Below are 17776 nucleotides of genomic sequence, written 5' to 3'. Positions count from 1 at the left end.
GGGAGGTACGAACCGAATATGTCCAGTAACACTGTCGCCGAGTTCGCCAGCGAACTCAAGAAATCGCCGGAAACCCTGCTCGACCAGCTCAAGTCCGCTGGCGTGTCCAAGGCTACCCCGTCCGATGCCCTGACCGAATCGGACAAGCAGAAGCTGCTCGCTTTCCTGCAGGCCAGCCACGGCACCGCCACGGCCGACCGCAAGAAGATCACGCTGACGAAGAAGTCCACCAGCGAGATCAAGCAGGCCGATGCCACGGGCAAGGCGCGCACGATCCAGGTGGAAGTGCGCAAGAAGCGCACCTTCATCAAGCGCGACGACGCGGCCGAGGGCGCCGCCGAGGGCCAGGGCACCATGTCTGAGGACACCGTCGCGCCGTCCGCCGAGGACCAGGATCTCGCACGCCGCGAGGAAGAGGCCCGCCGCCAGGCCGACCTCATCAGCCGGCAGGAGGAAGAGCTGAGCGCAGCGCGCCGCGAGCGCGAGGAGCGTGAGCGCCGCGAGCGCGAAGCCGAAGAGCGCGCAGCCGCCTACGCCGCCCAGCAGGCCGAGAAGAAGGCCCAGGAGTCCGCCGTGCGCGAGGAAGCATCGCGCGAGGCCGCTGCCGAGGCCGCTGCCCGCAATGCCGCGCAGGCCGAGGCCCGCGCCAAGGCCGAAGCCGAATCCAAGGCCCGCGCGGCCGAGGAAACCGCGCGTGCCGCCGACCTGGACGAACGCCGCCGCAAGGCCCTGGCCGAAGCCGAGGCGATCCGCGCCATGATGGCTGCGCCCAAGAAGGTGCTGGTCGCCAAGAAGCCCGAGGAGCCGAAGCCGGCTCCGAAGCCCGCGACCGCGGCCGACGCCAAGAAGGGTACGCTGCACAAGCCCGCGGCCACGCCGGGCGCGCGTCCCGCGGCCGGTGCGCCGGCCGGCGGCGGCAAGGAAGTGAAGTCCGCCAAGCTGTCTTCCAGCTGGGCGGGCGATCCTGCCAAGAAGAAGGAAATCAAGACCCGCGGCGACGCCAGCGGCGGCGTGGGCCGCAACAACTGGCGCAGCGGCCCGCGTGGCCGCCGCAGCGACCGCGACGAGCATTCGCACCAGGCCTCCGCACCCGCCGAGGCGCGCATCATCGAAGTGCACGTGCCCGAGACCATCACGGTGGCCGAGCTGGCGCACAAGATGTCGATCAAGGCGTCCGAGGTCATCAAGTCGCTGATGAAGATGGGCCAGATGGTCACCATCAACCAGCCGCTGGACCAGGACACGGCCATGATCGTGGTCGAGGAAATGGGCCACAAGGCCGTCGTGGCCGCGCTGGACGATCCGGAAGCATTCACCGACGAAGACGTGTCCGGCCAGCAGGCCGAGGCGCTGCCGCGCGCTCCCGTGGTCACCGTCATGGGCCACGTGGACCACGGCAAGACCTCGCTGCTGGACTACATCCGCCGCGCCAAGGTGGCGGCGGGCGAGGCCGGCGGGATCACGCAGCACATCGGCGCCTACCACGTCGAGACGCCGCGCGGCATCGTCACGTTCCTGGACACTCCCGGCCACGAGGCCTTCACGGCCATGCGTGCCCGTGGCGCGCAGGCGACCGACATCGTCATCCTCGTGGTGGCGGCCGACGACGGCGTCATGCCGCAGACCAAGGAAGCCATCAAGCACGCGAAGGCGGCGAAGGTGCCGATCGTCGTGGCCATCACCAAGGCCGACAAGCCCGATGCCAACCCCGACCGCGTCAAGCAGGAACTGGTGGCCCAGGAAGTCGTGCCCGAAGAGTACGGCGGCGAGTCGCCCTTCGTGCCCGTGTCCTCCAAGACCGGCATGGGCATCGACGACCTGCTCGAGCAGGTGCTGCTGCAGGCCGAAGTGCTGGAACTCAAGGCGCCCGTCGAGGCCATGGCCAAGGGCCTGGTCATCGAAGCGCAGCTGGACAAGGGCCGCGGCCCCGTGGCCACGGTGCTGGTGCAGTCCGGCACGCTGAAAGTGGGCGACGTGGTGCTGGCTGGCCAGACCTCCGGCCGCGTGCGTGCCATGCTGGACGAGAACGGCAAGGCGACCAAGTCCGCGGGTCCCTCCATCCCGGTGGAGATCCAGGGCCTGTCCGACGTGCCCCAGGCCGGCGACGAGTTCATGGTGCTCTCCGACGAGCGCCGAGCCCGCGAGATCGCGACCTACCGCGCCGGCAAGTTCCGCAACACCAAGCTGGCCAAGCAGCAGGCTGCGAAGCTGGAGAACGTGTTCGCCGACATGACGGCGGGCGAGGTGAAGAACCTGCCCATCATCATCAAGGCGGACGTGCAGGGCTCGCAGGAAGCGCTGGCCGCCTCGCTGCTCAAGCTCTCGACCGACGAGATCCGCGTGCAGCTCGTGTATGCGGGCGTGGGTGGCATCAGCGAGTCCGACGTCAACCTGGCCATCGCCTCCAAGGCGATCGTGATCGGCTTCAACGTGCGTGCCGATGCCGGCGCACGCAAGACGGCCGAGGCCAACGACGTGGACCTGCACTACTACAACATCATCTACGACGCGGTGGACGAGCTGAAGGCGGCCATGTCCGGCATGCTGGCGCCCGAACAGCGCGAAGAGGAAATCGGTACCGCCGAGATCCGCACGGTGTTCGTGGCCTCGAAGATCGGCACGGTGGCCGGCTCCTACGTCACGTCGGGCCAGGTCACGCGCAACTGCCGCTTCCGCCTGCTGCGCGACAACGTGGTCATCTACACGGGCGAAGTCGAGTCGGTGCGCCGCCTCAAGGACGACGTCAAGGAAGTCAAGGAAGGCTTCGAGTGCGGTATCAAGCTCAAGAACTACAGCGACATCAAGGAAGGTGATCAGCTGGAGTTCTTCGAGATCAAGGAAATCGCAAGAACGCTGTGAAACACCCCCTGAGTCGCTTCGCGCCTTCCCCCTCGAGGGGGACGACGCCCGTGGCCTGGCAAAGCCAGTTCCACGGCGTCCGCTGGCATCGCCTGCTCCGCGGCGTTTCGATCGGGCACACGCCGTGCTTGAACGAAAGCCGCGAGCAGTGCGCGACGCGATAGGGACAACGATATGGCTGCCAAGAAATCCTCCACGCCCAACCGCGGCTTCAAGGTCGCGGACCAGATCCAGCGCGACCTGACCGAGCTGATCCGCGAGTTGAAGGACCCGCGCATCGGCATGGTCACGCTGCAGGCCGTGGAAGTGACGCCCGACTATGCGCACGCGAAGGTGTTCTTCAGCGTGCTCGTGGGCGACGCCGACGCGACGCAGGATGCGCTGAACCAGGCCGCGGGGTTCCTCCGCAACGGCCTGTTCAAGCGCCTGCACATCCACACCGTGCCGACGCTGCACTTCATGTTCGACCGCACCACCGAGCGCGCATCGGACATGAATGCACTGATCGCGCGCGCCGTGGCTTCCCGTTCCAAAGACGACGACGAAGCATGACCGCACGCGCTCCCCGCATCCGGGTGCAGCGGCGCCCGGTGCACGGAGTGCTGCTGCTCGACAAGCCCCTGGGCCTTTCCAGCAACGATGCGTTGCAGAAGGCCAAGTGGCTGCTGCGCGCTGAAAAAGCCGGCCACACGGGCACGCTCGACCCGCTCGCCAGCGGCGTGCTGCCGCTGTGCTTCGGCGCGGCCACCAAGTTCAGCCAACTGCAGCTCGATGCGCCCAAGACCTACGAGGCCGTGGCGCAGCTCGGCGTGACCACCACCACCGGCGATGCGGAAGGCGAGGTGCTGGAACGCCGCGAGGTGGATGCCTCGCAGTTCGCTCCTGCGCGCCTGGCCGAGGTGCAGCGGCAGTTCACCGGCCCCATCCGCCAGGTGCCGCCGATGCACAGCGCCCTCAAGAAGGACGGCAAGGCGCTCTACGAATACGCCCGCGCGGGCATCGCCGTCGAGCGCGAGGCGCGCGACGTGGTCATCCACGCGCTCAAGCTGTCGCTGGTCGAGGACCAGGGCGGCGGGCCTGCCGTGCGCATGGTCGTGACCTGCAGCAAGGGCACTTACATCCGTACGCTGGGCGAGGACGTCGGCGCCGCACTGGGCTGCGGCGCGCACCTTACCTTCCTGCGCCGCATCGATACCGGCGGGCTGGGCGTGGAGCGCTGCGTCACGCTCGCTGCGCTCGAGGCGATGAACGAGGCCGCACGGATGGCCTGTGTCCAGCCCGTGGAGACGCTGCTCGCAGGGCATGCGGCTGTCACGCTGGACCATGACAATACGGCGCGATTCCTCTCCGGCGTGCGCCGCCTCGGGCCCTGGCCCGATGCGCCCGCCGTGGCGGTGTTCGGCGACGAACCCCGCGCCCTGCTGGGCGTCGGCCGCGTGGCGGCCGGCGAACTCATCCCCGAGCGCCTCCTGAGCCCCCAGGAGATCGCACAGATTCTGGAAAGCACGCCGCGGGCAGAGCGCGGCACATTGGAACCCACTCTATGAGCAAACAAATCCGCAACATCGCCATCATCGCGCACGTTGACCATGGCAAGACCACCATGGTGGACCAGCTGCTGCGCCAGTCCGGAACCTTCGCCGACCACGAGAAGGTCGTCGATACCGTGATGGACAACAACGCGATCGAAAAAGAGCGCGGCATCACCATCCTGGCCAAGAACTGCGCCGTGAGCTGGGAAGGCACGCACATCAACATCGTGGACACCCCGGGCCACGCGGACTTCGGCGGCGAAGTGGAGCGTGCCCTCTCGATGGTGGACAGCGTGGTGCTGCTGATCGACGCGCAGGAAGGCCCCATGCCCCAGACGCGCTTCGTGACCAAGAAGGCCCTGGCCCTCGGCCTGCGCCCCATCCTGGTGGTGAACAAGGTGGACAAGCCGGGCGCCAACCCCGACAAGGTCGTGAACGCCGCGTTCGACCTGTTCGACAAGCTGGGCGCCACCGACGAGCAGCTCGACTTTCCTGTGGTGTACGCCTCGGGCATCAACGGCTGGTCGTCGCTGGAAGAAGGTGCGCCGGGCGAGCAGTGGGGCCCCGACATGTCGGCCCTGTTCAACACCATCCTGAAGCACGTGCCCCCGAACTCGGGCGACCCGGCCGCCCCGCTGCAACTGCAGATCTCGGCGCTGGACTTCTCCACCTTCGTGGGCCGCATCGGCGTGGGCCGCATCAGCCAGGGCACCCTCAAGCCCGGCCAGGACGTGCTGGTCATGGAAGGCCCCGACGGCAAGAGCGTCAAGGGCCGCGTGAACCAGGTGCTGACCTTCCAGGGCCTGGACCGCATGCAGACCCCGCTGGCCGGCCCCGGCGACATCGTGCTGATCAACGGCATCGAGGACATCGGCATTGGCGTGACCGTGACCGACCCTGCCAACCCCGCACCGCTGCCCATGCTGAAGGTGGACGAGCCCACGCTGACCATGAACTTCTGCGTGAACACCTCGCCGCTGGCAGGCCGCGAAGGCAAGTTCGTGACGAGCCGCCAGCTGTGGGACCGCCTGCAGAAGGAGCTGCAGCACAACGTGGCCCTGCGCGTGAAGGAAACCGACGAGGAAGGCATCTTCGAAGTGATGGGCCGGGGCGAACTGCACCTGACCATCCTGCTGGAGAACATGCGCCGCGAAGGCTACGAGCTGGCCGTCTCCAAGCCGCGCGTGGTGTTCAAGGACATCGACGGCGTGAAGCACGAGCCGATCGAACTGGTGACGGCCGACATTGAGGAAGGCCACCAGGGCGGCGTGATGCAGGCGCTGGGCGAGCGCAAGGGCGAGCTGGTGAACATGGAGTCGGACGGCCGCGGCCGCGTGCGCCTGGAATACCGCATCCCGGCGCGGGGCCTGATCGGCTTCACCAACGAATTCCTGAACCTGACCCGCGGCTCGGGCCTGATCTCCAACATCTTCGACAGCTACGAGCCGCACAAGGGCGACATCGGCGGCCGCAAGAACGGCGTGCTGATCTCCATGGACGACGGTGAAATCTTCACCTACGCCCTGGGCAAGCTCGACGATCGCGGCCGCATGTTCGTGAAGGCGAACGACCCGGTGTACGAAGGCATGATCGTCGGCATCCACAGCCGCGACAACGACCTCGTCGTGAACGCCACGCGCACCAAGCAGCTGACCAACTTCCGCGTCTCCGGCAAGGAAGACGCGATCAAGATCACGCCCCCGATCGACCTGACGCTGGAATACGGCGTGGAGTTCATCGAGGACGACGAGCTGGTCGAGATCACGCCCAAGAGCGTGCGCCTGCGCAAGCGCCACCTGACGGAAAACGAGCGCAAGCGCGCTGCCCGCGGCATGTGACCGGGGCCCCGGCCGGGGCCTTGGCTTCTCGCATGGAACGACGCGCCCCGAGGGGCGCGTTTTTTCGTTTCTGGAGCCGCGGTGCCGCCGCAGCAGCGAGGGCAGGGACTCAGGTGCCTGCGGACGGCGATGCCGCGCCGGCAACGGCCGGATCGGCGCTGTCGTCGCGGCGCACGTCCACGCGAGCGATGCGCCGGCCCTGCAGGGCCACCACCTCGAAGCGCAGGCCGTGCAGCACCATGGCGCGGCCGGGCTCGGGCAATTCCCCGAGGGTTTCCAGCAGCAGCCCGGCCAGCGTGCTGGCATCGTGCGCGCTGTGGGCGAGCCGCTCCACCCGCACCGTGCGCGCGAGCGTGTGCAGGTCCACCAGTCCGTCCGCCAGCCAGTGGTCCGGCCCCACGGGCTGCACCAGCAGGTCTTCCCCCGCATCGGGAAATTCGCCCGCGATGGCTTCCAGCACGTCCATCGGCGTGACGAGGCCCAGGATCGTGCCGTATTCATCGCTCACCAGCGCCAGGTGGTTGCGCGTGCGGCGCAGGTTCTCCATGAGGCGCAGGATGCTCACCGTTTCCGGCACGATCAGCGGCGGCTGCAGGCTGCGCTGGCGGTCGATGGTGCCGCGCTCGACGAGGTCGGCCATGAGGTCCTTGGCGCGGCCCACGCCGAGCACCGCGTCCAGCCCGCCCCGGTCGCAGACCGGGAACAGCCCGTGCGGCTGCGCCTGCAGTTGGCGGTAGAGCGACGGCTTGTCCTGGCTGATGTCGATCCAGTCCACATCCGCGCGCGGGGTCATGATGGAGAGCACGGAGCGCTCGGCCAGCGAGAGCACGCCCCGCACCATGCTGCGCTCCTCCTGGCGGAAGGCGCCCCTGAGCGCGGCTTCCGCGCTGGCGGCGGCCGAATTGCCGCCGGCTGCACCCGCGTCCTGGCCGCCCAGCAGGCGCAGCACCGTGCGCGCCGTGCGCTCGCGCAGCGGCAGCCGCGCGGCATGGCGCGCGATATTGCGCAGCCGCCACTGGTTGAAGAACTCGATGAGGATGGAAAAACCGATCGCCGCGTACAGGTAGCCCTTGGGCAGGTGGAAGCCCATGCCCTCGGACACCAGGCTGAGCCCGATCATGAGCAGGAAGCTCAGGCACAGCACCACCACCGTGGGATGGCGGTTGACGAAGGCGGTGAGCGCGCGCGACGCCACCATCATCACGCCCATCGCGATCACCACGGCGGCCATCATCACCGGCAGGTGCTGCACCATGCCCACGGCGGTGATGATCGAGTCGAGAGAGAACACCGCGTCCAGCGCCACGATCTGCACCAGCACGACCCCGAAAGCCGCATGCTCGCGGCGCTCCGGACCGGTCGCATCCACGCCTTCCAGGCGCTCGTGCAGTTCGGTCGTGGCCTTCCACAGCAGGAAGATGCCTCCGGCCAGCAGGATGATGTCCCGCCACGACAGCGACAGCCAGCCCCATTCGATGACCGGCGTGGTGAGGCGCACCAGGTGCGCGATGGCGGCCAGCAGGCACAGCCGCAGCACGAGCGCGAGGGACAGGCCGATCAGCCGGGCGCGGTCGCGCTGCTCCGGCGGCAGCTTGTCGGCCAGGATGGCGATGAAGACGAGGTTGTCGATGCCGAGGACGATCTCCAGTACCACCAGCGTCGCCAGGCCCGCCCAGGCCGAAGGGTCGCTCAGCCATTCCATGGCGGGTCTCCCTGCGGGCTGGTGCGCTGCGGCGCCTGGCTCGCCGCAAGGCAGCCCTCAGCGGCGGGCCGCACGCGGGGCGGCGTGATGGAGGAGAAAGGGAGGGGCCGCGGTGCCGCGGCGGGGTGGGGCATGCCGGAACATTCTAGGCAGCGCTCCAGGCAGGTCCTGTAGGAGACCGGGCACACCGCGCGGCCTGCGGCACAATTTCCGGCACGTTCCAACACAGGATTCCAAGGAGACTATCGAATGGATGCAACGCAACGCGACGTGCTGGCCGAGGTGCGCGGACAGGTGGGCTTCATCACGCTGAACCGCCCGCGCGCGCTCAACGCCCTGTCGCTGGGCATGGTGCGCGACCTCATGGAGGCGCTGCTGCGCTGGCAGTCGGACCCGGCCGTGCTCGCCGTGGCGATCCGCGGCACGAACAAGGAGGGCGCCTTCGGTGCGTTCTGCGCGGGCGGGGACATCCGCTTCCTGCACCAGGCCGGCAGCACCGGCAACCCGCAGCTGGAAGACTTCTTCACCGAGGAATACGCGCTCAACCACCTGATCCACACCTTCGGCAAGCCCTACATCGCCTTCATGGACGGCATCGTCATGGGCGGCGGCATGGGCATCAGCCAGGGCGGGAGCCAGCGCATCGTCACGGAACGCACCAAGATGGCGATGCCCGAGACGGCCATCGGCCTGTTCCCGGACGTGGGCGGCGGCTACTTCCTCTCGCGCTGCCCCGGCCGCACGGGCGAATGGCTGGCGCTGACGGGTGACACCATCGGTGCGGGCGATGCGGTCGCGCTGGGCCTGGCCGATGGCTGCATGCCCGCCGAGGCCCAGCACGGCGTGTGGGAGGGCCTGGCCACGCAGGGCTTCGAGGATGGGGCCGCCATCGAACGCTGGGTGGCCACGCATTTCGTCGCATCTGCACCCGCCGCCACGGCCGACCGCGCGCGCATCGACGCGGCCTTCGGCCAGGACAGCGTGCCGGCCATTGCCGCGGCGCTGGAGGCCGATGGCAGCGACTGGGCTCGCGCCACGGCGGCCACGCTGCGCAAGCGCTCGCCGCTGATGCTGCACGTGGTGCTGGAGCAGATCCGGCGCGCCCGGGGGATGGACCTGGCCGCCGACCTGCGCATGGAGCGCGACATGGTGCGGCACTGCTTCTACCTGCGGCCCGGACAGAGCGAAACGGTGGAAGGCATCCGCGCGCTCGCGGTGGACAAGGACCATGCGCCCCGCTGGAACCCGGCACGCATCGAGGACGTCACGCCCGCCATGTGGCAGCCCTTCTTCGACAGCCCCTGGCCCGCGCATTCCCATCCGCTGGCCGGCCTGCGGTGACTCACAGCTGCGGATGGACGGCCGTCGCGATGGCCAGCAGCGCATCGCGCGGCAAAGGCCCGCTCAGCGCGTAGCCGAAGCCGTCTTCCACCCAGTAGAAGCTGGGCACGGGACCATCGCCTTCGTAGCGGAACGCGGTTTCCGCCGGAGCCGCAGGCAGCGCGCCGAGGTACAGCGTGACGCGCTGCCCCGCGGCATTCTGGTACATGAACTGCGCCCGCGCGCCGCTGGCGCCGCCCGGTCCCGCATCGCCCGGCAGCAGGCGCCCGCCCACCAGTTCGTAGCCCTGGGGCTGCAGGTCTGGAATGTGCAGCGGCCGGCCCAGGCGCCTGGAGAGCCATTGCACCAGGTGTTCCTGCTGTGCCGCGCCCACCTCCACCGGATGGCGCTGCTCGGGCTGGTACACCGCGTGGGCCGCGGCGGCCTGCAGCGCGAAACGCTGGGTGGGAGGCAGGGTCGTGGGGGCCGGGCCGTGCAGCGTCCACCCCAGTCCGAAGGCGAGCAGCAGGGAGGCGGCAAGACCCGCCATGCTCCAGGCCCGTGACGCCTGCAGGCGGCGGTTGCGGAAGTCCTGAGCCGCCTGGGCGAGCAGGGGCGGCACCGGAGCCTCTTCCCAGTGGGCATGCAGCCCGCGCAGCTGTTCCCGCTGGGCCTCCCAGTCCTGCACGCGTTCACGGTTCGCGGGGTCGTCCGAGAGCTGCCGGCGCAGCGCCTGCGCTTCCTCGTGCGGCAGCCGGCCGTCCACCAGCGCATGCAGGCGGTCGTCGTCCAGGCCGGTGTCCGGAGCGCCGGGTGGGGCGCCATGCGGAGTACCGTCGGGATAAGGTGTGCGCGGGTCGGTCATGGCCTGCGGTCCATCATCATTTCAGCCGCCGCAGCCGCGGCGCTGCAGGCGGCGAGGGCGGCCGCCGCGCCGCGGCCTCCGCCGCCGCGCCGGGTGTACGGGCCTGCGGTTCCATCAGTTCGCGCAGCCGCTGCCGGGCGCGCGAGAGGCGCGACATCACCGTGCCCGCCGGCACGTCCAGCACCTTCGCGGCGGCGGCGTAATCCATGTCCTCGAGTGTCACCAGCAGCAGCACCGCGCGCTGGTCGGCGGGCAGGCGCTGCAGGCAGCGGTCCAGGTCCAGCGCGTCGTCCGTGCGCGCGGGCGGCGCCTGCAGGTGGTCCTGCACCGATTCCAGGTCGAGCGGCGGCTGGGCCGGCACCGCCCGCAGCTGGTTCAGGTACACGCGGTGCATGAGCGTGAACAGCCATGCGCGCAGGTCGCTGCCCGGGCGCCACAGCAGCCACTTCCGGCAGGCACGTTCCAGCGTGTCCTGCACCAGGTCGTCCGCCGCCCAGGCATTGCCCGTCAGGGCCCGCGCATAGCGCCGCAGGCCCGGCAGGTGCGCAGCGATGTCGTCCATGCGGGCGGCGTCGAGGCCGGTCAGGGCTTGGCGGTGCGCCAGACCTGATTCACGCCGTCGCCGGTGCGTTCGCCGGGCTGGGTGTCCTTGACCCAGTAGTACAGCGGCTTGCCCTTGTAGGCCAGTTGCTTGGCGCCGTCATCGCGCTCCACCACGCTGAATTCGCCCGTGGGCGTGTCGCTGCCGGCCAGCAGCGGCGGCCAGTTCTTCGCGCAGGGGCCGTTGCAGACCGACTTGCCGCCGCCGGCCGGGTCGCGGTCGAAGGTGTAGAGCGTCATGCCGTTCGGGCCCACGAGGGCGCCGTTCTTCTCGGCAACGCCGCCGGGCATGCGGGACGACGACATGGAGGCGCAGCCGGCAAGCGCCAGGGCCAGGGCGGAAGCGGCCAAGAGGGTGGAGATTCGGGTCATCGGTGTTGCTCCTGTAGGCAGGGCCGGCGACATGCCGGCCCGCAACGGAGTAAACACCGGACGCGGCGGATTTATTCCGCCCTGCCCGAAAAAAAATTCCACCGCCTCAGCGGTGGCGGCTCTTCATCGCGCGTTCCACCTCGCGCTTGCCCTCGCGCTCCTTGATGGTGTCGCGCTTGTCGTGCTCGGCCTTGCCCTTGGCGAGCGCGATCTCGCACTTGGCGCGGCCGTTGGTCCAGTGCAGGTTCAGCGGCACCAGCGTATAGCCCTTCTGCTCGACTTTTCCGATCAGGCGCTTGATCTCTTCCTTGTGCAGCAGCAGCTTCTTGGTGCGGACCGCGTCCGGGCTCACGTGGGTGGAGGCCGTCTTCAGGGGATTGATCTGGCAGCCGATCAGGTAGAGCTCGCCTTCGCGGATCACCACGTAGCCGTCTGTGAGCTGCACCTTGCCTTCGCGCAGGGCCTTGACCTCCCAGCCGTGCAGCACCATGCCCGCCTCGTGGCGTTCCTCGAAGAAATAGTTGAAGGCCGCCTTCTTGTTGTCGGCGATGCGTGACAGGGTCTCGGGTTTCTTGGCCATGGGGAATCAGATGCGGCACATGGAGGCGTTTGAAAGCCCTCCCTACAATCGGACGATCGGCCGTGCGCTATCCGGGGATTCTAGTGCTCCGTCCCGCCGCGGCCCGCCATGCCCGTCCTCCCATGAAAAACGTCAACAAGTCCGTCCTGATCTGGTACAGCCCCGAAGAGATGTTCGCCCTCGTCACCGACGTGGCGAAGTACCCGGAATTCCTGCCCTGGTGCGACAGCGCGCGGGTGCTGGAACAGGACGAGCACGGCATGACCGCCGAGGTGGGCATCGCCTTCAGCGGCCTGCGCAAGTCCTTCGTCACGCGCAACCAGCACGAGCCCGGCCGGCGCGTGCAGATGCGGCTCGTGAAAGGGCCTTTCTCGCAGCTCGATGGCGACTGGCGCTTCCATCCCGTGGGCGACGGCAGCCAGCGGGCCTGCAAGGTGGAGCTGCAGCTCAACTACGGTTTCGACAACATCGCGCTGGCCGCGCTGGTGGGCCCGGTGTTCGACCGCATCGCGGGCAGCATGGTGGATGCGTTCATCCAGCGCGCGGAGCAGGTCTATGGCTGAGGCCGGTGCCATGGCCGCCGCCGTCGCGGGCCGCGTGGCGGTGACCGTCGCGTGGTCGCCCGGGCCGCGCGAGGTGAGGGAGGCGGCGATGGAATTGCCTGCCGGCGCCACGGTGCGCGATGCGATCGCGGCCTGTGGCGGCCCCGAGGATGGATCGGCTACCTGCGGCATCTGGGGCCGCCCCGTGGCGCTGGACCGCGTGCTGCAGGACGGCGACCGCGTGGAGTGGTACCGCCCGCTGCGGGTCGATCCCAAGAAGGCGCGGCGCGAGCGCTTCGCGCGCCAGGGGGCACGGGCCACGGGGCTGTTCGCCACGCGGCGCCCGGGTGCCAAGGCCGGGTACTGAGGGTCCGGAGCCGCCGCGAACGCAGCCGGCTTCAACGCGCGCAGTCGGAGGCGATCGCCGCTTCCGCACGCCGCATTTCCGCGGCGCGGGTCGCATCGTCCATGAAGGCGCGCTCGCCCTGGGCGTTCACCTGGCTCACGAGCTGGCCCGACGACAGCATGGCCTGTTGCTGGCGCGCGCGCTGGCAGTTCTCGGCACGGGCCTTGGCCTGGCGTTCCTCGTCGGCCTTCTTGCGGGCGGCCTCGGCGGCGTCCGCCTGTGCCTTGCGCTGCTGCAGCTCCGGGTCGGACGCCGGCCGCCGTGGCGCCGCCGCGGCGGATGCCGGTGTGCCGGGCGCATCGGCAGCGGTGTTGGCCGCCTGCGTGCGGGGCGGGGGCGGGGCGCCCCCCGGCTGCTTCAGGATGTTCTTCGCAGGCACGTCGGTCGGGGGCGGGCGGTCGCTGAACACCTTGCGCCCGTCCTTGTCGATCCATTGCCATTGCGCCGAAGCCCCCAGCGCCCAGGAGCAGGCGCAGGCGAGCACGAGAAGCCGGTGGAGTTTCATGCGGGCAGTGTAGCGCCCGGCCTCCGGCCGCGCCATCGCGCCGGCAAGACCCGGCGCGGCAGGGAATGCGGCCCGGCAGGTACAATCGTTTTTTTGGAGCGAATCTCATGCGCCTTCTAGGAAAAGCGCTCACCTTCGACGATGTGTTGCTGGTGCCGGCGTACTCCCAGGTCCTGCCCAAGGACACGTCCCTCGCGACGCGACTCTCCCGCAATATCTCCCTGAACCTTCCCCTCGTGTCCGCCGCCATGGACACCGTCACCGAAGCGCGCCTGGCCATCGCCATCGCGCAGGAGGGCGGCATCGGCATCGTGCACAAGAACCTCACGGCGCAGGAACAGGCGGCCCACGTCGCCAAGGTCAAGCGCTATGAATCCGGCGTGGTGCGCGACCCCGTCGTCATCACCCCCGAGCACACGGTGCTGCAGGTGCTGCAGCTGTCCGAGCAGCTCGGCATCTCGGGCTTCCCGGTGTGCGATGCGGGCAAGGTGGTGGGCATCGTCACCGGCCGCGACCTGCGCTTCGAGACCCGCTACGACGTCAAGGTGCGCGACATCATGACGCCGCGCGAGAAGCTCATCACGGTGAAGGAGGGCGCGACCGCCTCCGAAGCCAAGGCGCTGCTCAACAAGCACAAGCTCGAGCGCCTGCTCGTCATCAACGACGCGTTCGAGCTCAAGGGCCTGATCACCGTCAAGGACATCACCAAGCAGACCAGCTTCCCCAACGCGGCGCGCGACAGCAACGGCCGCCTGCGCGTGGGCGCTGCCGTCGGCGTGGGCGAGGGCACCGAGGAGCGTGTCGAGGCACTGGTCAAGGCCGGCGTCGATGCGATCGTGGTGGACACGGCCCACGGCCACAGCAAGGGCGTGATCGACCGCGTGCGCTGGGTCAAGCAGAACTACCCGCAGGTGGACGTGATCGGCGGCAACATCGCCACCGGTGCGGCGGCGCTCGCCCTGGTCGAGGCCGGCGCGGACGGCGTCAAGGTCGGCATCGGCCCCGGCTCCATCTGCACCACCCGCATCGTCGCGGGCGTGGGCGTGCCGCAGATCATGGCCATCGACAGCGTGGCCACGGCGCTCCAGGGCACGGGCGTGCCGCTGATCGCCGACGGCGGCATCCGCTACTCGGGCGACATCGCCAAGGCACTGGCCGCGGGCGCGAGCACCGTGATGATGGGCGGCATGTTCGCCGGCACCGAAGAGGCGCCCGGCGAGGTCATCCTGTTCCAGGGCCGCAGCTACAAGAGCTACCGCGGCATGGGCTCCATCGGCGCCATGCAGCAGGGCTCGGCCGACCGCTACTTCCAGGAATCCAGCACCGGCAACCCGAACGCCGACAAGCTGGTGCCCGAAGGCATCGAAGGCCGCGTGCCCTACAAGGGCTCCATGGTCTCGATCGTGTTCCAGATGGCCGGCGGCGTGCGCGCCTCCATGGGCTACTGTGGCTGCGCCACCATCGAAGAGATGAACAACAAGGCGGAGTTCGTCGAGATCACCACGGCCGGCATTCGTGAAAGCCACGTGCACGACGTGCAGATCACGAAGGAAGCGCCGAACTACCGGGCGGACTGACTGCCCACAACCCCCTGAGGCGCTGCGCGCCTTCCCCCTTCTCTCGAACGGCTGCGCCGTTCGGGAAGGGGGACGCAGCCGGTGCGGCAGGGCGGCCCTTGCACGGCTGCCCGCGCGTTGGGCCGCTGTGGCGTTGCGTGCCATGACGAAACTGGCGCTCAGGATCATTCTGGTCTGATTGTTATTTTCTGGTCGGTTTGGTAAAGTCTGGTCTGAATTCTTGTTCAGGCCAGACTTTTCTTTTTTCCGGAAGCCTTTCGCGCATGCAGACCGTCGGCATCTACGAAGCCAAGACCCGTTTTTCCGCGCTCATCGAGGCGGTGGAGCAGGGCGAAGAGGTGCGCATCACCCGGCACGGGAAAGAGGTGGTGCGCATGCTCCCGGTGCGGCGCCGGCCGGTGATCACGGACGAGCAGATCGCACGGGAGCTGGGGCAGATCGATGCGCTGCATGCCAGCATCCGCGCCGCGACCGCGCACACGGCGGCGCCCGCCCTGCGCCGCAGCGGGCGGAGCACCGCCGCATGACCATGTCCACCACCGCCTTCGTGCTCGATGCTTCCGTGACCGCCGCCTGGCTGCTGCCCGATGCGGCCAGCGAGCACACGCGGCGCCTCTATGCCCGCATCCGCCGCGACGAGGTCGAGCCCCAGGCGCCCAACCTCTGGCAGTGGGAGTGCGGCAACCTGATCGCGAGCGGCGTGCATGCCGGCCGCATTCCCGCGGGCTCCGTCGAAGGCCTGTGGGCCGTGCTCGAAGCCATCCGCCACCGCGTGGAACTGCACGAGCTGGCGCCCGCGCAGCACAAGGCCGTGCTCGACGTCGCCCTCGATACCGGCCTGCCGGTCTACGACGCCGCCTACCTCTGGCTCGCACGCTCGCTGCGCCTGCCGCTCGCCACCTTCGATACCGCCCAGGCCGAGGCCGCCACGCGCACCGGCGTGGCGCTGCTCGATCTGTCCACGTTCTGACTCCTCCGATTCCACCGCTCTTACCGACCCCGACCACCATGCAACACCAGAAGATCCTCATCCTCGACTTCGGCTCCCAGGTCACCCAGCTCATCGCGCGCCGCGTGCGAGAGGCGCATGTGTACTGCGAAGTGCATCCCTGCGACGTGAGCGACGCCTGGGTGCGCGAATACGCCGCCGACGGTGCGCTCAAGGGCGTGATCCTCTCCGGCAGCCACGCGAGCGTGTACGAAGAGACCACCGACCGCGCGCCGCAGGCCGTGTTCGAACTGGGCGTGCCGGTGCTCGGCATCTGCTACGGCATGCAGACCATGGCGCAGCAGCTCGGCGGCAAGGTCGAAGGTGGCCACAAGCGCGAGTTCGGCTATGCGGAAGTGCGCGCCCACGGCCACACCGCGCTGCTGAAGGACATCGCCGACTTCACCACGGCCGAAGGCCACGGCATGCTCAAGGTCTGGATGAGCCATGGCGACAAGGTCGCCGAGATGCCGCCCGGCTTCAAGCTCATGGCCTCCACCCCCAGCTGCCCGATCGCCGGCATGGCCGACGAAGCGCGCCGCTTCTATGCCGTGCAGTTCCATCCCGAGGTGACGCACACCGTGCAGGGCCGCGCGCTGCTCGACCGCTTCGTGCTCGGCATCTGCGGCGTGCAGCCGGACTGGGTCATGAAGGACCACATCGCCGAGGCCGTCGAATCCATCCGCGCCCAGGTGGGCGACGAGGAAGTCATCCTCGGCCTCTCGGGCGGCGTGGATTCCAGCGTGGCCGCCGCGCTCATCCACCGCGCCATCGGCGACCAGCTCACCTGCGTGTTCGTCGATCACGGCCTGCTGCGCCTGAACGAGGGCGACATGGTCATGGACATGTTCGTGGGCAAGCTGCACGCCAAGGTCGTGCGCGTGGATGCCAGCGAACTCTTCCTGCGCGAACTGGCCGGCGTGAGCGACCCTGAGCAGAAGCGCAAGATCATCGGCCGCTTGTTCGTGGACGTTTTCAAGGCCGAGGCCGCCAAGCTCACCGCCTCGGGCGCATCGAAAAAGGAAAAGGGCGCCACCTTCCTGGCCCAGGGCACCATCTACCCCGACGTGATCGAATCCGGCGGCGCCAAGAGCAAGAAGGCCGTCACCATCAAGAGCCACCACAACGTCGGCGGCCTGCCGGAACAGCTGGGCCTCAAGCTGCTGGAGCCGCTGCGCGACCTGTTCAAGGACGAAGTGCGCGAACTCGGCGTGGCCCTGGGCCTGCCGCACGAGATGGTCTATCGCCACCCCTTCCCCGGCCCGGGCCTGGGCGTGCGCATCCTGGGCGAAGTGAAGAAGGAATACGCCGACCTGCTGCGCCGCGCCGACGCGATCTTCATCGAGGAACTGCGCAACCACGTGGACGCAGAAACCGGCAAGACCTGGTACGACCTCACCAGCCAGGCCTTCACCGTCTTCCTGCCCGTGAAGAGCGTCGGCGTGATGGGCGACGGCCGTACCTACGACTACGTCGTCGCCCTGCGTGCCGTGCAGACCAGCGATTTCATGACCGCCGACTGGGCCGAGCTGCCGTACGCGCTGCTCAAGAAGGTGTCGGGGCGGATCATCAACGAAGTGCGCGGCATCAACCGGGTGACGTACGACGTGTCGAGCAAGCCGCCGGCGACGATTGAGTGGGAGTGAAATTAGGTCCTTTGGGGACTGTCGCCTGCAATCACTATCGTCACGTAAGTTATTGATATTACAGCGATTTGTTTTGCTAGCTATCGGTCGCTATCGCCCGCCAGCAAAACGACTTGGCGGGTGGACTCGCGGTAAAAAAACTTCGAGCGTTTCCTGCTCTAGGGAAGGTCTGCAAAACCCCATCGCTGACTGGCGCGTGAAGTGAGCCGCAGGCAAGATGGCGAGCATGACGCATGAGCAGCAGCAGATGCTGGGGTTCGATCCCCTGCCCAAGAAGACCCGCAAGGAGATCTTCCTTGAAGAGATGAACCGGGTGGTGCCGTGGGCGGCGCTGGTGGCGCTGATCCAGCCGCATGCGCGCGGCGCGCACCAGGCACTGGGTGGACGCCCGCCATTCGCCGTGGAGACGATGCTGCGCATCCACTGCCTGCAACTGTGGTGGAA

At 68.6% G+C, this 17776-nt stretch carries 18 protein-coding genes; 12 read left to right on the top strand and 6 right to left on the bottom strand.

Translation table 11 applies throughout. The annotated features are described in order from the left end of the window. Positions 1 to 18 precede the first annotated feature (18 nt). The 4 genes from infB to typA all read left to right on the top strand — a co-directional run bounded on the left by infB (position 19) and on the right by typA (position 6229). Complete coding sequence (gene infB / locus T336_RS0106260) at positions 19 to 2859, top strand: translation initiation factor IF-2 (RefSeq protein WP_026431890.1); 2841 nt, start codon at positions 19 to 21, stop codon at positions 2857 to 2859. 174 nt (positions 2860 to 3033) lie between these two features. Further along, positions 3034 to 3411 (top strand): 30S ribosome-binding factor RbfA, encoded by a 378-nt coding sequence (gene rbfA, locus T336_RS0106255; protein ID WP_011796441.1) that lies wholly within the window; start codon positions 3034 to 3036, stop codon positions 3409 to 3411. Continuing rightward, entirely contained in the window at positions 3408 to 4406 is a 999-nt protein-coding gene (gene truB / locus T336_RS0106250; protein ID WP_026431889.1) for a tRNA pseudouridine(55) synthase TruB, read from the top strand. The genes rbfA and truB overlap by 4 nt, the downstream gene beginning before the upstream one ends. Then, positions 4403 to 6229 (top strand): translational GTPase TypA, encoded by a 1827-nt coding sequence (gene typA / locus T336_RS0106245; protein ID WP_019700513.1) that lies wholly within the window; start codon positions 4403 to 4405, stop codon positions 6227 to 6229. Before truB ends, typA begins: the two co-directional genes overlap by 4 nt. Before the next feature lie 109 nt (positions 6230 to 6338). On the opposite strand, the gene T336_RS0106240 is transcribed toward typA, so the two are convergent. Next, a complete protein-coding gene (locus T336_RS0106240; RefSeq protein ID WP_026431888.1) occupies positions 6339 to 7931 on the bottom strand; it encodes a TerC family protein in 1593 nt (530 codons plus the stop codon). A 249-nt stretch (positions 7932 to 8180) separates the two neighbouring features. Here T336_RS0106240 and T336_RS0106235 point away from each other — a divergent pair, with 249 nt between their 5' ends. After that, positions 8181 to 9272 (top strand): enoyl-CoA hydratase/isomerase family protein, encoded by a 1092-nt coding sequence (locus T336_RS0106235; RefSeq protein ID WP_026431887.1) that lies wholly within the window; start codon positions 8181 to 8183, stop codon positions 9270 to 9272. Between the two features lies 1 nt (position 9273). On the opposite strand, the gene T336_RS0106230 is transcribed toward T336_RS0106235, so the two are convergent. The 4 genes from T336_RS0106230 to smpB form a co-directional block, all read right to left on the bottom strand. After that, the gene (locus T336_RS0106230; protein ID WP_026431886.1) at positions 9274 to 10116 is read right to left on the bottom strand and encodes an anti-sigma factor family protein; all 843 of its coding nucleotides are present in this window, start codon (positions 10114 to 10116) and stop codon (positions 9274 to 9276) included. Positions 10117 to 10132: 16 nt separating this feature from the next. Further along, positions 10133 to 10678, bottom strand: coding sequence for an RNA polymerase sigma factor (locus T336_RS0106225; RefSeq protein WP_026431885.1), 546 nt, complete (start codon positions 10676 to 10678; stop codon positions 10133 to 10135). Between the two features lie 20 nt (positions 10679 to 10698). Then, positions 10699 to 11088, bottom strand: a complete 390-nt coding sequence (locus tag T336_RS0106220) for a COG4315 family predicted lipoprotein (RefSeq protein ID WP_019700518.1) — start codon at positions 11086 to 11088, stop codon at positions 10699 to 10701. A 106-nt stretch (positions 11089 to 11194) separates the two neighbouring features. Next, positions 11195 to 11668, bottom strand: coding sequence for an SsrA-binding protein SmpB (gene smpB, locus T336_RS0106215; protein WP_026431884.1), 474 nt, complete (start codon positions 11666 to 11668; stop codon positions 11195 to 11197). A 122-nt stretch (positions 11669 to 11790) separates the two neighbouring features. Between smpB and T336_RS0106210 the strand changes: the two genes are divergently transcribed. Both T336_RS0106210 and T336_RS0106205 read left to right on the top strand, forming a co-directional pair. Beyond that, a complete protein-coding gene (locus T336_RS0106210) occupies positions 11791 to 12231 on the top strand; it encodes a type II toxin-antitoxin system RatA family toxin (protein ID WP_026431883.1) in 441 nt (146 codons plus the stop codon). A 10-nt stretch (positions 12232 to 12241) separates the two neighbouring features. Then, positions 12242 to 12577, top strand: coding sequence for an RnfH family protein (locus T336_RS0106205; protein WP_026431882.1), 336 nt, complete (start codon positions 12242 to 12244; stop codon positions 12575 to 12577). Between the two features lie 31 nt (positions 12578 to 12608). Here the strand turns inward: T336_RS0106205 and T336_RS0106200 are convergent, their stop codons facing one another. Next, positions 12609 to 13121 (bottom strand): DUF4124 domain-containing protein, encoded by a 513-nt coding sequence (locus T336_RS0106200; protein WP_026431881.1) that lies wholly within the window; start codon positions 13119 to 13121, stop codon positions 12609 to 12611. 107 nt (positions 13122 to 13228) lie between these two features. Here T336_RS0106200 and guaB point away from each other — a divergent pair, with 107 nt between their 5' ends. The 5 genes from guaB to T336_RS0106175 form a co-directional block, all read left to right on the top strand. Next, the gene (gene guaB / locus T336_RS0106195; RefSeq protein WP_011796429.1) at positions 13229 to 14698 is read left to right on the top strand and encodes an IMP dehydrogenase; all 1470 of its coding nucleotides are present in this window, start codon (positions 13229 to 13231) and stop codon (positions 14696 to 14698) included. Positions 14699 to 14961: 263 nt separating this feature from the next. Next, a complete protein-coding gene (locus T336_RS0106190) occupies positions 14962 to 15225 on the top strand; it encodes a type II toxin-antitoxin system Phd/YefM family antitoxin (protein ID WP_026431880.1) in 264 nt (87 codons plus the stop codon). 2 nt (positions 15226 to 15227) lie between these two features. Continuing rightward, positions 15228 to 15668 carry a type II toxin-antitoxin system VapC family toxin gene (locus tag T336_RS0106185; RefSeq protein ID WP_026431879.1) on the top strand — a complete coding sequence of 147 codons (441 nt, stop codon included), beginning with the start codon at positions 15228 to 15230 and terminating at the stop codon, positions 15666 to 15668. 38 nt (positions 15669 to 15706) lie between these two features. Then, the gene (gene guaA / locus T336_RS0106180) at positions 15707 to 17332 is read left to right on the top strand and encodes a glutamine-hydrolyzing GMP synthase (protein WP_013594306.1); all 1626 of its coding nucleotides are present in this window, start codon (positions 15707 to 15709) and stop codon (positions 17330 to 17332) included. 226 nt (positions 17333 to 17558) lie between these two features. After that, positions 17559 to 17776: transposase (locus T336_RS0106175; protein WP_501037337.1), on the top strand; the 218-nt coding region annotated here is incomplete at its 3' end.

The sequence above is a fragment of the Paracidovorax oryzae ATCC 19882 genome (assembly GCF_000687165.1).
GTDB lineage: Bacteria > Pseudomonadota > Gammaproteobacteria > Burkholderiales > Burkholderiaceae_C > Paracidovorax > Paracidovorax oryzae.
The sequence above is the reverse complement of the archived record's forward strand: the minus strand, read 5'-3'. Positions and strand labels throughout refer to the sequence as shown.

What these genes read in the sequence shown, in the direction of transcription:
- infB (WP_026431890.1), top strand. Translation starts at nt 19, where the DNA reads ATGTCCAGTAACACTGTCGCCGAGTTCGCCAGCGAACTCAAGAAATCG.
- rbfA (WP_011796441.1), top strand. Translation starts at nt 3,034, where the DNA reads ATGGCTGCCAAGAAATCCTCCACGCCCAACCGCGGCTTCAAGGTCGCG.
- truB (WP_026431889.1), top strand. Translation starts at nt 3,408, where the DNA reads ATGACCGCACGCGCTCCCCGCATCCGGGTGCAGCGGCGCCCGGTGCAC.
- typA (WP_019700513.1), top strand. Translation starts at nt 4,403, where the DNA reads ATGAGCAAACAAATCCGCAACATCGCCATCATCGCGCACGTTGACCAT.
- T336_RS0106240 (WP_026431888.1), bottom strand. Translation starts at nt 7,931, where the DNA reads ATGGAATGGCTGAGCGACCCTTCGGCCTGGGCGGGCCTGGCGACGCTG.
- T336_RS0106235 (WP_026431887.1), top strand. Translation starts at nt 8,181, where the DNA reads ATGGATGCAACGCAACGCGACGTGCTGGCCGAGGTGCGCGGACAGGTG.
- T336_RS0106230 (WP_026431886.1), bottom strand. Translation starts at nt 10,116, where the DNA reads ATGACCGACCCGCGCACACCTTATCCCGACGGTACTCCGCATGGCGCC.
- T336_RS0106225 (WP_026431885.1), bottom strand. Translation starts at nt 10,678, where the DNA reads ATGGACGACATCGCTGCGCACCTGCCGGGCCTGCGGCGCTATGCGCGG.
- T336_RS0106220 (WP_019700518.1), bottom strand. Translation starts at nt 11,088, where the DNA reads ATGACCCGAATCTCCACCCTCTTGGCCGCTTCCGCCCTGGCCCTGGCG.
- smpB (WP_026431884.1), bottom strand. Translation starts at nt 11,668, where the DNA reads ATGGCCAAGAAACCCGAGACCCTGTCACGCATCGCCGACAACAAGAAG.
- T336_RS0106210 (WP_026431883.1), top strand. Translation starts at nt 11,791, where the DNA reads ATGAAAAACGTCAACAAGTCCGTCCTGATCTGGTACAGCCCCGAAGAG.
- T336_RS0106205 (WP_026431882.1), top strand. Translation starts at nt 12,242, where the DNA reads ATGGCCGCCGCCGTCGCGGGCCGCGTGGCGGTGACCGTCGCGTGGTCG.
- T336_RS0106200 (WP_026431881.1), bottom strand. Translation starts at nt 13,121, where the DNA reads ATGAAACTCCACCGGCTTCTCGTGCTCGCCTGCGCCTGCTCCTGGGCG.
- guaB (WP_011796429.1), top strand. Translation starts at nt 13,229, where the DNA reads ATGCGCCTTCTAGGAAAAGCGCTCACCTTCGACGATGTGTTGCTGGTG.
- T336_RS0106190 (WP_026431880.1), top strand. Translation starts at nt 14,962, where the DNA reads ATGCAGACCGTCGGCATCTACGAAGCCAAGACCCGTTTTTCCGCGCTC.
- T336_RS0106185 (WP_026431879.1), top strand. Translation starts at nt 15,228, where the DNA reads ATGTCCACCACCGCCTTCGTGCTCGATGCTTCCGTGACCGCCGCCTGG.
- guaA (WP_013594306.1), top strand. Translation starts at nt 15,707, where the DNA reads ATGCAACACCAGAAGATCCTCATCCTCGACTTCGGCTCCCAGGTCACC.